The 13,797-nt window shown below is 41.3% G+C and carries 11 protein-coding genes; 6 read left to right on the plus strand and 5 right to left on the minus strand.

The window, feature by feature from the left end; genetic code table 11:
- Positions 1-21 precede the first annotated feature (21 nt).
- From F887_RS12440 to F887_RS12415, 6 genes are all read left to right on the plus strand, one after another.
- The gene (locus tag F887_RS12440; RefSeq protein WP_005292614.1) at positions 22-672 is read left to right on the plus strand and encodes a paraquat-inducible protein A; all 651 of its coding nucleotides are present in this window, start codon (positions 22-24) and stop codon (positions 670-672) included.
- Positions 669-1,442 (plus strand): paraquat-inducible protein A, encoded by a 774-nt coding sequence (locus F887_RS12435; RefSeq protein WP_005292615.1) that lies wholly within the window; start codon positions 669-671, stop codon positions 1,440-1,442. Before F887_RS12440 ends, F887_RS12435 begins: the two co-directional genes overlap by 4 nt.
- A 45-nt stretch (positions 1,443-1,487) precedes the next feature.
- Positions 1,488-3,140 (plus strand): PqiB family protein, encoded by a 1,653-nt coding sequence (locus tag F887_RS12430; RefSeq protein WP_005292617.1) that lies wholly within the window; start codon positions 1,488-1,490, stop codon positions 3,138-3,140.
- A complete protein-coding gene (locus F887_RS12425; protein ID WP_005292619.1) occupies positions 3,137-3,838 on the plus strand; it encodes a PqiC family protein in 702 nt (233 codons plus the stop codon). The genes F887_RS12430 and F887_RS12425 overlap by 4 nt, the downstream gene beginning before the upstream one ends.
- A gap of 167 nt (positions 3,839-4,005) precedes the next feature.
- Positions 4,006-8,004, plus strand: coding sequence for a delta-poly-L-ornithine synthetase PosA (posA, locus tag F887_RS12420; RefSeq protein ID WP_005292621.1), 3,999 nt, complete (start codon positions 4,006-4,008; stop codon positions 8,002-8,004).
- Between the two features lie 190 nt (positions 8,005-8,194).
- A complete protein-coding gene (locus F887_RS12415; RefSeq protein ID WP_005292623.1) occupies positions 8,195-8,767 on the plus strand; it encodes an undecaprenyl-diphosphatase in 573 nt (190 codons plus the stop codon).
- Positions 8,768-8,886: 119 nt separating this feature from the next.
- On the opposite strand, the gene F887_RS12410 is transcribed toward F887_RS12415, so the two are convergent.
- The 5 genes from F887_RS12410 to tssA are packed head-to-tail and all read right to left on the minus strand — an operon-like array spanning position 8,887 to position 13,788.
- Positions 8,887-9,855 carry a M15 family metallopeptidase gene (locus F887_RS12410; protein ID WP_171067387.1) on the minus strand — a complete coding sequence of 323 codons (969 nt, stop codon included), beginning with the start codon at positions 9,853-9,855 and terminating at the stop codon, positions 8,887-8,889.
- A gap of 3 nt (positions 9,856-9,858) precedes the next feature.
- A complete protein-coding gene (locus F887_RS12405; RefSeq protein ID WP_005292627.1) occupies positions 9,859-10,482 on the minus strand; it encodes a hypothetical protein in 624 nt (207 codons plus the stop codon).
- A gap of 10 nt (positions 10,483-10,492) precedes the next feature.
- Complete coding sequence (gene icmH, locus F887_RS12400) at positions 10,493-11,299, minus strand: type IVB secretion system protein IcmH/DotU (protein ID WP_005292629.1); 807 nt, start codon at positions 11,297-11,299, stop codon at positions 10,493-10,495.
- A gap of 10 nt (positions 11,300-11,309) precedes the next feature.
- Positions 11,310-12,674 (minus strand): type VI secretion system baseplate subunit TssK, encoded by a 1,365-nt coding sequence (tssK, locus tag F887_RS12395; protein WP_005292630.1) that lies wholly within the window; start codon positions 12,672-12,674, stop codon positions 11,310-11,312.
- Between the two features lie 16 nt (positions 12,675-12,690).
- Positions 12,691-13,788 carry a type VI secretion system protein TssA gene (gene tssA / locus F887_RS12390; protein ID WP_005292633.1) on the minus strand — a complete coding sequence of 366 codons (1,098 nt, stop codon included), beginning with the start codon at positions 13,786-13,788 and terminating at the stop codon, positions 12,691-12,693.
- Positions 13,789-13,797 lie beyond the last annotated feature (9 nt).

Below are 13,797 nucleotides of genomic sequence, written 5' to 3' on the forward strand. Positions count from 1 at the left end.
CTAGGTGATGAGTTTGACTTTATGGCGAATAAAAATAATCCATCCTTAGCGATTGGTCAGCAAGTCATATTAACTGAATTGGCGGGTTGCGAAGAATGCGATGCAATATATCGCAGGGTTGAGCTTGCATCAGGCGAACGGGCGTATTGCACCTGTTGTGGCGCAGAGCTGTATCGTAGAAGTCGTTCTTTTTCGTCTTTGCTCGCCTTGGTCGTTACCGCATTGATTGTCTTTGTGATTGCCAATAGTTTCCCCATTGTCATTGTTGAGCTACAGGGCAATACTTCACAGACCACTTTAATTGGTGCTGCTTGGACCATGTTTCATATTGATCGTGCATTGGTTGGGGTATTGATTCTGATTACAACATTTATTGTTCCTTTGGTTGAGTTGTTATTGCTGAGCTATGTGCTTTTTTTTATTAGTGTATTGAAGATCAGACCGCAATTTTTGACCTTGGCATTAAGAGCACTTTTTCTGTTTCGGACATGGGGAATGGTTGAGGTTTTTCTAATTGGTGTACTGGTGACTTTGGTCAAACTTGTGGGAATGGTTACCGTCATTCCAGGGGTTGCACTGTGGGCGTTTACATTATTAAGCGTGCTTTTGGTCTATATTGCTTCGGTAAAGATTAAAGATATCTGGGATGAAGTTGATCGGAGTTTGGGATGAAGCAAAAGCATGACACCGAGATCAGTTCAATTGTAGAGCATCTTTCCGATGTTGATTTACAGATTAAAAATTATGTCAGAGCAAAACAGGTTGGGCTGATCCAATGTCATTGTTGTGGATTGCTTAATTCTGTAACGAGTCACGTAGATCAACAAAATCATGCGCAATGTTCTCGATGTAAAAGTACTTTGCATTCGCGAAAACCACAAAGCTTAAACCGTACTTTTGCCTTGGTGATTGCTGCTGCTATTTTATATATTCCAGCGAATGTGCTACCAATGACCGTAACAGATTCTCTATTGGGGCGTCAGCAAGATACCATCATCAGTGGTGTGATCTATTTTTGGCAAAATAGTGACTACTTGGTGTCTGTGGTCATTTTCATGGCCAGTATTTTTATCCCGATTTTAAAACTATTGATCCTGATGTTCTTATTAATTTCAGTGTATATGCAATCATCCTCCAGATGGCATTTTTCACCTGAACACTGTGCGCTGATGTATCGGATTGTTGAATTTATTGGCCGTTGGTCCATGATCGATGTCTTCGTCGTGGCATTATTGACAGCACTGATACAGATTCAGTCGCTTGCAACCATATTGGCTGGACCAGGTGCAGTGGCTTTTGGCGCTGTGGTGGTGTTGACCATGTTTGCTTCACTGAGTTTTGATCCAAGAATTATTTGGGACAATTATTTCAAGGCGCATCAAGCAAATGCGCAACAATCAAATCATTTGAAAGGAACGGCGATTCATCAATTAAAAAGTTAAGATTGAAGATGAACCTTATTTTTGACCTATAAAAGAAAGATCACTATGTCAGAAAATACCCCGAATAGCCAAGATTCTGAAGAAAGCACCACCGTGTTAACTCAGAATGAACCAGTCTTCGATGAACCTGAAAAAAAGAAGGGTCGTTGGCGACCTGCGCTCATTTGGCTGGTTCCATTTATTGCGCTTTTAATCGCAATTTCGCTTGCTGCAAAAGCCGTGCTGGATACAGGCCCAACCATTGAAGTGTCTTTCCGAACAGCGGAAGGCTTGGTGGCCGGGAAAACGACAGTACGTTATAAACAGGTCGATATTGGTTTGGTTCGTCAGATTGATCTTTCGGATGACCGCTCTCATGTCATTGCCAAAATTGAATTACGCAAAGATGCCAGTAATTTTGCAGCAAAAGATTCACGCTTTTGGGTGGTAAGACCCAGAGTCGGAACGGGCGGTATTTCTGGGATAGATACTTTATTATCGGGTGCTTATATTGAAGTTGATGGGGGGAAGGCTGAGCAGAAGCAGGAGAATTTTACTGGGCTTGAAATACCGCCCGTCGTGTCTTCTGATATACCAGGTAAGGTCTTTTTCTTAAAAGCACAGGATTTGGGATCACTGGATATTGGTGTGCCCATTTACTATCGCAGAATTAATGTCGGGCAGATTACCGCATATAAATTAGCCTCTGATGGAAAAAGTGTAGAACTACAAACCTTTATTCAATCTCCTTACGATAAATTCGTGACCACAGATGCACGTTTTTGGCAGGCCAGTGGCGTAGATGTAACTCTAAATGCATCTGGATTTAATCTAGATACACAATCGCTTGCCAGTATTGTGGCGGGGGGTATTGCATTTGGCTACCCAGAAAATTCGGCTGGTAGTATTGCACCGAACCACAGTTATTTTACTTTGTCGGACTCTCGAAAAGAGGCCATGAAAGAACCAGATGGCAAACCACGACCAATTATTATGTACTTTGATCATTCTTTACGTGGTTTAACGGCAGGTGCACCGATTGATTTTATGGGGATCGAAATTGGAAATGTTAAAGCAATTAACGTTGAATTTGATCAGTCTTATACGCATTTAAGAATGCGCGTGGATGCCGTGATTTATCCTTCTCGTTTGGCACATGGTAAAGAGCTTGATCCCGATGGCGAAATTTTTAAATACTTTATCGAGAAGGGCTGGCGTGCGCAGATGCGGACTGGCAATTTATTAACAGGTCAGAATTACATTGCCTTTGATAAGTTTCCAAAAGCCAAAGCAGCTTCTTTAATCACGAGACCAGATGGACGCGTTGAAGTACCAACCACGGCAACAGAGTTGAGCGGCTTACAGGCACAAGTTTCACAAATTGCCGATAAAGTCAGCAAGTTCCCACTCGAAGAAATTGGCCAAGATGTTCGTAAAACATTGAATAATATGAATACCACGATTGAGTCGACAGATAAGTTGGTGAAACAGCTGGATGGCAAAGTTGCACCAGGACTACAAGCAACGCTCAATGATGTCCGTAAAACTATGCAATCTAGTGAATCCATTTTATCGAGTGATGCACCAATGCAGCAGGATGTGCGTAAAGCATTGCAGCAAATGACTCGAGCTGCGGCATCATTACAATTAATGGCGGATTATATTGAACAACATCCTGAATCGTTGATTCGGGGTAAAAAAGCAGAGGCAAATAAATGATAACAACAATGATCGCTAAATCTTCACTCGATGCACGACAGCTTATAAGCAGTGTGAGCATCTTATCGGCTGCTTTGTTGCTCACAGCCTGTTCTGGTTCACCCACGCCGAATTATTATACCTTGGCAACTAAAGTTTCTCCCTTAGCTAGTTCAAAGGTGAGGGTCATCGAAGTATTGCCTGTTGGATTACCTGACCGTATTAATCGAGCACCGATCGTCATACAGGATGCAGCGGGTAAATCCAAAATCATGGAAAATGAGCGTTGGACGTCTACGCTCGGGGCTGAATTAAGAGATAACCTGTCTGCTGGTTTACAGCAAAAGCTTGGTGCTGTTGATCGATATAGCAGTGGCATGGTCGGCGGTAAAGTGTCTTATCGTGTTGCGACTGACTTTTCACATTTTGATATTGTCAATGCGAGTGATGCCGCAAAGAAAAATGTCGAAGTATCGGTTGCTTGGATCATTAAGCGCAATGATCCCACCGTTGCTTTGGATCAGAATCCTGTGCAAAACCAGCAGCTGGCATGTCGTATGAGTTTTAGCCAGCCGATTTCAGGAAATACGGAGCAATTACAGAATATTGTCAGTGCGGCAAGTGGTTCGTTAAATCGAGTGGTCGATGCCATTGCACTGTCGATAGTGGCATCGGATTCAAAAACTCCGATTAACCTAAATGGGGTGATTTGTTCTTAATCTTGCTGAAATATGGTCATATTGATCACATTTGTTCAATTCCAGTTTTATTCTTTATCTGAGCATAAAGCTTTAATATTGTTTTAAGTTGCTCTCTTTACTTTACCAGCTAATACAAATACCTCATTTCGTATTAGCTGGATCAGAACATTAAAGAGAGTATAAAAATGAACCAATGTGTGATGAGCGCAAAAAATATTATTCGTGGTAAGCACCACCCAGAATTTTTACAGCATGAAGTCCTTGCCGATATTTTTATTCAAACGGCACAAACATTTCCAGAAAAAATCGCCTTAATTGAAGCTGAGCAAGAGCTGAGCTATGGCGAGTTGTATCAACAAGCTTTGGTTATGGCGCAACACTTGACCCTGAAGGGTGTAAAAGCAGGGGATATCGTTGGCTTATGGTTGCCACGCGGCATTGAGTTATTAAAATCTCAGTTGGCGATTTGCCTGAGTGGCGCAGCTTGGTTGCCGTTTGATATGGATACCCCAGCTGATCGTATTGAGGTTTGCCTTGAAGATGCCGAAGCGGTCGGTATGATTACCAGTGATGAATGGTATGAACATTTGTATGATGTTCCACAAAGCAAATGGACCAATACTGAGTTACAACGCCTCCTAAATGAGCCTGTAGTTTTAGCACAAACTTCGCCTGAGCAACCTGCCTATATTATTTATACTTCTGGCTCTACGGGTAAACCGAAAGGCATTGTGATTACCCAGAAGAATATTTGTCATTTCCTGCGCAGTGAAAATAGTATTTTAGGTATTCAAGCGCAAGACAAGGTCTATCAAGGGTTCTCTGTGGCATTTGATATGTCTTTTGAAGAGATTTGGCTATCGTATTTGGTTGGAGCAAGTTTATGGATTGCGCCAAAAACACTGGTCAGTGATCCAGAACGTTTATGCAAAACCTTGCAGCAACAACAGATTACGGTATTACATGCCGTACCGACATTACTCGCCTTATTTCCTGAGGACGTCCCGAATTTACGGATCATCAATCTCGGTGGTGAGATGTGTCCGGATTCTTTAGTTGAGCGTTGGGCATTGGCACATCACCAGATGTTTAATACCTATGGACCAACAGAAACCACGGTATCCGCAAGCTTAGAGTTATTGCAACGTGGCAAGCCCGTCACGATTGGTAAGCCATTACCCAACTATGGCATGTTGGTGATCAATGCTGAAAGAGAATTATTGGCACAAGGTGAAACAGGCGAACTCTGTATTTTTGGGCCAAGTGTCGCAGAAGGTTATTTAGGACGAGCTGATTTAACCGCAGATAAATTTATTCAAAACCCTTGGGCGAATAATGAGGATGAAATCAGCCTGTATCGTACAGGCGATTTGGCCAAGATTGATGAATTTGGTCAGGTACATTGTCTAGGACGTGCTGACGACCAAGTCAAAATCCGTGGCTTCCGTGTGGAGTTAGGCGAAATCGAAGCTGCTTTATGCGATCTTGAAGGGATTGGAACCGCAGCGGTGATTTTGAGAGCAGAGGATGGCATTGATCAACTGATCGCTTTTATTGCCCCTGAAATTGATGCCAAGCAAGCGATCGAAATCAAACAACTTCGCCATCATCTCGGTCAGCGCCTGCCACCGTATATGGTGCCCAATCGCTTTGAAATTATCGAAGAAGTACCTCGTTTATTGTCAGGAAAAATTGACCGTAAGGCATTGAAAGCGAGACCTTTAGTCAGCGTGGTTGATCGGAGTGAATCAGATCAACCACAGAATCAAGCTGAAGAAGTTTTATTCGAGATTTTAAATCGTCTATTTCCGAATATCCCAATTAAATTGGACTCAGATTTTTTTGATGATCTAGGTGGCCATTCACTTTTAGCTGCGGTATTGATTTCAAACTTACGTGAACATGCTGCATATAGTCATCTGACTATTCAAAGTTTATATCAAGCAAGAAAGGTTGGGGCGATCGCTGCATTGATGTTTGAGCAACCTGAACCTTCGGCATTTGATCGCCAGCTTGGGCAAGATAATCCACGTAATCAAACCTATAAATGGCTATGTGGTCTCGCACAGGCCATAACGATTCCTGTATTGATCTCAGTAAATATTTTGCAATGGTTGGCACCATTCTTTACCTATCATTATTTTACGGGTGGGGCACGAGACAGTATTCCCTATGCAATCGTGCTGTCATTGTTGGTCTATATCAGCGTTATTATTGCCAGTTTCGCAGTTTCAATTACGGTGAAACGGTTATTGATGTTGGGTGTTGAGGCAGGTCGTTATCCGCTCTGGGGGATGACTTATTTCCGTTGGTGGTTAGCTGATCGGATTACCAGTATTTCACCTGTTTATCTACTTTCTGGCTCGACCTTGCTGAATTTATATCTCAAGGCACTTGGGGCGAAAATTGGACATGATGTCACGATTAGTTCTGTACATATCCGTATGCCATCACTGCTCAGCATTGAAGAGGGTGTCAGTATTGGTTCTAACGTCAATCTAGAGAATGCCAAAGTGGAACACGGGCATTTGGTTTTGGGATCAATCCAACTCAAACAAGACAGTTATGTGGGCTCTTATGCCGTATTGGAAGAAAATACGGTGTTAGAGCCACAAGCACATGTTAATGCATTAACCTCAATTGAATATGGGACAACGGTACCAACAGGTGAAATCTGGGATGGTACGCCTGCTAAAAAAATTGGTCATGTTGATGCGTTAGCAGCATTAGCAACACGTCCAAAATTGTCTTTACTGCGCAAATTTTCAGAGTATGGATATTATACCGTCAGTGCGTTAATCATTGCCTGTATCTTCTTTATTCCTATTTTCCCAAGTTTTATTTTGGTCGATTGGTTAGATGTCAATGTCTTTAATATCGATCCGAATAATCATATTCAAACGGCACTGTATTATTTCTTTCTGGCCATCCCAGCCAGTGCAATGATGATGGTAATGACGTCTTTAATTTCCTCAGCTTTACGCAAGGTGGTACAGCCTCGTTTAGAGACTGGACGTTATGCGGTACATGGTGGCGTGTATTATCGTAAATGGTTTGCGGCTCAGATTTTAGAAACCAGTTTGCAAACTTTACATGGCTTGTTTGCGACTATTTATGCACCCACTTGGTTCCGCATGTTAGGTGCGAAAGTGGGGAAGAATACGGAGATTTCTACGGCAACAGGCGTAATACCTGAAATGCTGACTCTGGGTGAGGAAAGTTTTATTGCCGATGCGGTGATGTTAGGTGATGAAGAGATTAAAGGCGGTTGGATGACCTTAAAGTCGACCCAAATTGGCAACCGTAGTTTTGTCGGAAATAGTGCCTATATCGCAGATGGTACCGTGCTACCTGACAATGTGTTGATTGGTGTTCAGTCTAAAACCCCAAGCAATGAAGAAATGTATTCTGGACAGACATGGTTCGGTTCACCTGCTTTACTGCTTCCTGCACGTGAGGCCGCTGCACATTATCCAGATCATTTAACCTTTAAACCAAGTGTAAAGCGCCGTTTGATGCGTGCTGTGATTGAAGGTCTACGCATTGTATTGCCCACGGCTTTGGCGATTGGGGTGGGTTATATGATTGTGTTGGAAGTGATCGAGGTGATTAATCACTATAGTGTGGCTATGGGCTTATTGGCCTTAACTTTGGCAGGGCTGTTATATGGTATCGGTTGCTTTATCATTGTCACTATTTTGAAATGGGCTTTGATTGGACGTTATCAACCGCGTTCAGCACCGATGTGGACCATGTTTGTCTGGCTCAGCGAAGGGATTACCAGCTTATATGAATCTGTTGCGATTCCGAACTTCTTAAACTATTTAAGAGGCACGCCAATGTTACCTTTCTTCTTGCGTCTTTTAGGCGTAGGGATTGGTAAAGATGTCTATCTGGATACCGCAGACATCACAGAATTTGACTGTGTGAAGATTGGAGATCGTGCTGAGTTTAATAGCTTTTCAGGGCCGCAAACACATTTATTTGAAGACCGTATCATGAAAATTGGTCTGGTAAATGTTGGCAATGATGTGGTGGTAAATTCGCGCAGTATTATTTTATATAGTGCCAATGTCAGTGATCATGCGGTATTGGGTCCACTCACATTGGTGATGAAAGGGGAGAATATTCCCGCAAAATCAGCATGGATTGGTTCACCAGCAGTGCCTTGGAAACATTCATAAACTTTGATGAGAAGCGTATCAAAGCGGAGGGATAGCAGGATAGTTTTCTTGTTACCCTCTCTTATGATTCAGCGCTTTGAAGAAAGTACAACACCGATTTATAATCTATCGATAATTATAAAATTTAATTTTAATTTAAGAATATTTTTATAATATTTTTTTATATAAAGTCATCATGGAACGATTGACAATGTCAATTGAAACGATAGAAATCCTTCTATTTCATTGGATTAATTCGGCTGCAACTCAGAATCCTATTTTGGATAAAATTGCTTTATTTGCATCGCATAATTTAATTGCAGTTTTATTTGTTTTCCTCATCTGTTCTCTATTTTTTAAGAATAAAAAATATAGAGGGCAATTTGTCAAAACTTTAATGACAGTGCTGGTTTCTTTATTAGTCACCCAATTGATTCATGCCGTCTATTATCATCCAAGACCTTTTGATCTTGGCATTGGACATATCTTAACGGGGCATGGCTCGTCGTCCTCTTTTCCAAGTCAACATACGCTAACCGTTGCAACGATTGCATTTTCATATCTCCTGTCGGGTTATCGAAAGATTGGGAGTGCAGCACTGCTACTCGGCTTCATTGTTGGCTGGTCAAGGATTTATATTGGGGTTCATTTCCCGTTTGATGTGATCGGTTCATTTATGATTGCTTTTATTCTTGTATTGGGCATGAAAGAGATTTTCAAAATATTTATTTTAAGCGCGAAAAAGCCGATTTTGATTTCAGTGGTTGAAGAGGAAATTATTTAATCCATATTTTTAATTTTAGATTTGAGTGATCGTTATATTTAGCTCTTTAACAATGCGATCAAACCGATGCCTATAATTTGAATGCATCGGTTTGATATCTTTAGTGATGTACAGGAAATCTAAGATTCATCTGCTCTTGCTGTGAGTTGTCCTTCTGCAGTTAATTGTTCAGCCATTTCTTTGGTTTTTCTTAGGCCAGGCATGCGATATTCGGTATGACCATAGTCTTTGATTGATTTCCAGCGACCACCCCAAGTTAATCCAACAGACTCGGCAACTTGACCATACAATTCATAACCTCGCATTGCCCAAGGATCGCGCTCAGTAATGACCACTTTGCCATTACGCTTAAAGGCAACATCCGCGGCTAAACCAAACTGGTGATAGCTTTGGTAGCCTTTGGCACGGGTTGTATTTGGATTACCTGCCAACATATTCTGGCGATTTGGGCTGCGATAGCCTTCAAGTAGAACCAGTTCATAACCATGTTGTTCTTTCATGATTTTGAACACCATGAGCAGACGTTGTTTATAGCGCGGATTAATTTTGTCCCATTTACGATCGACCAAAGATGAATCTAAGCTGCCATGTGAATGGGTTATTGGAATCTCAATTTGAGAAGCATCAATGCTTGGATCGGTAGGGTGTTGAGCCTGATAAGCTTGCTCTAAACGTGTTGCTTCTACAATTGCATCTTGAATCAGTGTCGCGTCAACTTCTGGTGGTGGGCTGAGCATTTCACCATTTAGTAAGCTATAAATCTGTGGATCGGTCTCTTTTAAATATTCAGCTTCAATTCGTGTGGAATTGATCGGGCGTGTAAACGCAAAAACCATAATACTGGCAAATAAAAAGAATCCAGCAATTAAAATCCACCATTGCTGCAAGTGCCAATGGGACTGTAATTTTTCTGGCGAAGCTGCCTGATGCATGTTCTCAGCGAACTGCATGGCGTTGGCGATTTTCTTTTTGCCGCTAGGGAGCAGTGATTGCAATAATTGCTTGGACTTATGACGAAGCTCATAAGACATCAGCAACGTCAATCCAATTGCAACTGCAACGAAGCAGAAGAAGATAAACCAAATCATTTTTTATTTGAGGTCATTTACAGCAAAAGGCTTTTGGGTCACTTTAATTTGTACCGTTGCTTCTGGCGCTTCAACTTCAGCTTCAGGTGTTTGTGCTGGAGCCGCTTTGCTTGGTTGAGGGGCAGGTTTTACGGTGGTTTTATTTGTTCCCGCAGGCACTGCTTCATTTTTCCCTGCTGGTAATTTTGCAGGAACGACCTTTTGTGGTGGCTTGGCATTTGGCTCATTGGCAAAAGGGGAAGCATGTTGTCCAGTTGGAGCAGGTGCAACTGTTGGTGGTGTTCGTTGGAAGAATTTGTTTAAATCATTACTGCCAGGCTGAGCAATGTTATTTTCTTCTACCGGCTCTGTTGTTTCGTGTTGAACAGTTGCAACTTCATCCGTGTTTTGAGTTGTTGCTTTTGCATTCGGCAGCACAGTATAGGTTTCTGTTTCTTCATCTGTTTGCTCTTGCTGTGGCGTCGCTGTATCGGCAGTGCTTGATGAGCTATGAACAAAAACAAAGAAAATCAGTGAGGCGAAAATTACCCCTGAAATAAATCCAATAATTATATAAATTACAGGTGATAACGTTTTTTTCTTATTTGTCTGTAATATGCGTAAAGAAGTTGTTCTTTCCTGATTCATACGTCATCAACTAAGGCAAATGAATGGTGATATGTGCTTCTTCTGCTGGTGCAGAAATCACATTTTGATAAGGGTTTAAAGCAGCCTGATTTTGTTTTGACAGCATGAACTTTAAACCGGCAAAAGTGAGCGCTGCAAACATGAGCAAGAAGATAAGAATCCAGAAAAAAGGCAACTCATGGTGAATGATATGTTTAATCTGGTCTGGGATGGCTGCAAATGGAGAAAATGCTGCTTTTTTGCCTTTGAGATAATCTATCTCATCCCCAACACGAGCGACCAGATGGTTTAAGCTCTCAACCGATTCCAGTCGATATTTGCCTTGAAAACCAAGCAATAAACAGTAATGGAACACTTCAAGCGAAGCCAAACGCTCTTTGCCACGACTGCGTAGTTGTTCCAGTATTTCAAAAAAGCGATAACCCGCGAGTTGAGATCCGAATAAACTCAATTGTAGCGGACTGATCAACCAAGTATTTTGCAAATTAAAATAAGCAGGATCTTGCTGAGTCGCAATGGTTTCATCAATCAGTGCACAGAATGCATATTTTGAATCATGAATATCTTCAGCAGAAAATTGCAATCGTTTGGCCTGTTGCTCAAAACGATTTAATAAATCCAGAATCTTTTCACGAAAGTCATTCGGATTGGCAGGAATGTAACGATTACGAATTAAGAAAACCAGATAAAACCCATCATGTAATAGGTCAATCAAATTGGTCACTTGAGCTTTATTCTGTGGTTGATCAGCGCTAGGGAGACCTGAACCGATTTTTCCATCATCAAATAAAGAAGGGATGCCTGTAGGTTGAGTCATTGTTGTTCTCTTAGCTATTCATTACAGCAATCAGTTCAATACTAATATCTTGGAAGCCAGCAGGCACATAGATACAGATGGATTCTGACTCAAGCATACGTTGATAAAGTTCGTGATGTGGTTCAATCTCAAAATAGCTCACACCTGAACGCACTGGAATAGCTGTCGGCACTTGCATTAAATGATGAAGCGGAACAGCTGGAAGTGCTGCAATTACACGTTGTTCCACATCAATGGTACTACCCACTTTAAAACGTAATGGAACGATCTGGATCAGTTCGTGAGTTTGCATCATGCTGCTTGAAACAGCCACGTAAAGACGCGTATCGCGAGTAATCTTATCGGACTCGAGACTACCCACCCAATAAGAAGGTCGAATTTCTTTCAAGGCAATACTGAAATAGCGACTTGAAATAATGGTATCTAATAAATCTCTTAGAATCAGATCAAGCTGCTGAAAACTGTCTTGTAATTGGTGATGTTTATAGTGAGGTAAATGATCAACATCATACGCCGTAGAGAAGGTCAGTAATGATCCTGTTAAACGTAACAATTCTGAGAATAAACGTTCTGGGTGAATCAATGGATACTGCAGCAGGTGGTTCAAGCCCGCATAAGCCGTATTTAAAGCATTAATCAGCCAGAAGGAAACGATATCACCCGAACGGAACTCAATTAATTTCTGTTCATTTTCACGATTATTGCTTTGAATGGTTTTAATTTTTGCCTTAATCACGTTAAGCGTACGCTTTAAGTTATTAATTAAAGATTCCGAAGCTGCAATATGTAAGATGGGCGGAATAAATTTATTGTCTAGTTCAAAATGGCCTGAGCTTTGACGTTTAATTTTACCGACTGGGATATATAAAAAGCCATCTAGGTTTTGACTGGGTTGAATATGCTGTTCTAATAATTTGAATTCGGCACGACGACGTAACAGATTCAGCTCAGCAGGACTGGCATCGGTAAACAGATCATGCGTTTCTGTCAAATAATTATGATAACGGCTAGACACTGAACGTGTTTCATCGGCAATATTTTTCTTATTGGCCTGCAATATTGGCAGGGCCAAATAAACTGTCATTTCACCTTGTAGATTTAAATCATCTAACAATAATGGCTCAGGTAACAGGTCTTGCGCAGGCGCATGATAAATTTCACCATCTTGCCAAATAATTTCAACTTCTTGCAAAGCCAAAATATGGGTAGAAAGCTGAACTTCATCAAATTTTAATTTCTGTACGCCGTAAGCATGAGGGATCATCGCTCGAATGGTGTGATTTAAGCGTTGTTCATGGTAGGTATCTTGAATCTGGAAATGCTGAGGACGTAAAAATAAGCCTTCACCCCAAAGAATCTTTTCTGCTTTAAACATATTTATTTACCAACAATTATTCATATTCATTCTTTGGCTGAACACCAAGAGTGTCCTGTAGCATTTGTAAAGGATGTTCTTCCTTAATGACCTGAGTCAACCATTCATGTAGCGGCATTTGACTCCATTTAATGGTTTTTTGCAGCATATAGCTGACAGGACTATGTGGTTCATTTTTCTGAAAATAAGTGGCAATTTCTTGCAGTACACGCATTGCCTGTTCGCGATTTTCAACATGTGATTGAACTTGTGGCTGAAAAGACAGCTGGTTTTGAGGTGCAGAAGATTGTGTCGTCACGGGTTGTACCATCGGCGTTGTCGATGTTTCGACTTCTGTAATGACTGCTTGAGTTGTTTGCTCAAACAAATCGGTCTTATAAATCTTTTTCAGCGTGATATGAATGGTGTCTAAACCTGAATCGATCGCGGCAAAACTTGGTGAATCCAAGCCGAGTAGGCCATCTAAAACCTGCTTGAGTGTCGCCCATTGTTGCAAGATTTCATTAAAGTTTTGATAATTTTGACGTTGAAAAGATTTATCGGTATTCGCTAAAGCCTGTTCAAACTGCTCTAATTCTGTTGGGCTGTTTGATCCTTCATAATCATCACTCTGTTTACGGCGAACGTTCTCATGATAGAGGAAGTTGTCATAGTCAAGTAAGTGATAAAAAGGAGCTTGGTTCATCAATGAGACTTTTTTGATGAGCAGCGGCAGTTGATTGATCAGACCTTGTAATAAACCAATACGTTGGTCCAGATCATCATCTTCGACCTCGGGGTGTAGCGTAAGCCAATATTGTTCTAATATGCGATGACTTAACTCAAGACTTTTGGCAACACCTTCAAATCCATAAAGATTTGCCCAAGCTTCTGACAGCCAAGTGAGCAAGCGGATATCTTTACTTTTTGATTGAAGTAGATCAATCGATGTGGCTGCGACAAAATCCCAGTCAGCCTGTTTAGGTTCGGTGACCCAATCGCCTTGATCAAGCAGTACATCATCTTGGGTTTTTGCTTTTTTAATAGCATGAAACTCATTTGAGAATGAGTAATCTTCACCGCAAGGTGACTGCTCATTGATCGGCGTTAATAAAGATAAAATATCCATATGCATCACAAATTT

The organism is Acinetobacter sp. NIPH 2100 (assembly GCF_000369805.1).
GTDB lineage: Bacteria > Pseudomonadota > Gammaproteobacteria > Pseudomonadales > Moraxellaceae > Acinetobacter.

Excerpts from the sequence above, each read along its gene's own strand:
- F887_RS12440 (WP_005292614.1), top strand. The coding sequence starts at position 22 with ATGGCGAATAAAAATAATCCATCCTTAGCGATTGGTCAGCAAGTCATA.
- F887_RS12435 (WP_005292615.1), top strand. The coding sequence starts at position 669 with ATGAAGCAAAAGCATGACACCGAGATCAGTTCAATTGTAGAGCATCTT.
- F887_RS12430 (WP_005292617.1), top strand. The coding sequence starts at position 1,488 with ATGTCAGAAAATACCCCGAATAGCCAAGATTCTGAAGAAAGCACCACC.
- F887_RS12425 (WP_005292619.1), top strand. The coding sequence starts at position 3,137 with ATGATAACAACAATGATCGCTAAATCTTCACTCGATGCACGACAGCTT.
- posA (WP_005292621.1), top strand. The coding sequence starts at position 4,006 with ATGAACCAATGTGTGATGAGCGCAAAAAATATTATTCGTGGTAAGCAC.
- F887_RS12415 (WP_005292623.1), top strand. The coding sequence starts at position 8,195 with ATGTCAATTGAAACGATAGAAATCCTTCTATTTCATTGGATTAATTCG.
- F887_RS12410 (WP_171067387.1), bottom strand. The coding sequence starts at position 9,855 with ATGATTTGGTTTATCTTCTTCTGCTTCGTTGCAGTTGCAATTGGATTG.
- F887_RS12405 (WP_005292627.1), bottom strand. The coding sequence starts at position 10,482 with ATGAATCAGGAAAGAACAACTTCTTTACGCATATTACAGACAAATAAG.
- icmH (WP_005292629.1), bottom strand. The coding sequence starts at position 11,299 with ATGACTCAACCTACAGGCATCCCTTCTTTATTTGATGATGGAAAAATC.
- tssK (WP_005292630.1), bottom strand. The coding sequence starts at position 12,674 with ATGTTTAAAGCAGAAAAGATTCTTTGGGGTGAAGGCTTATTTTTACGT.
- tssA (WP_005292633.1), bottom strand. The coding sequence starts at position 13,788 with ATGCATATGGATATTTTATCTTTATTAACGCCGATCAATGAGCAGTCA.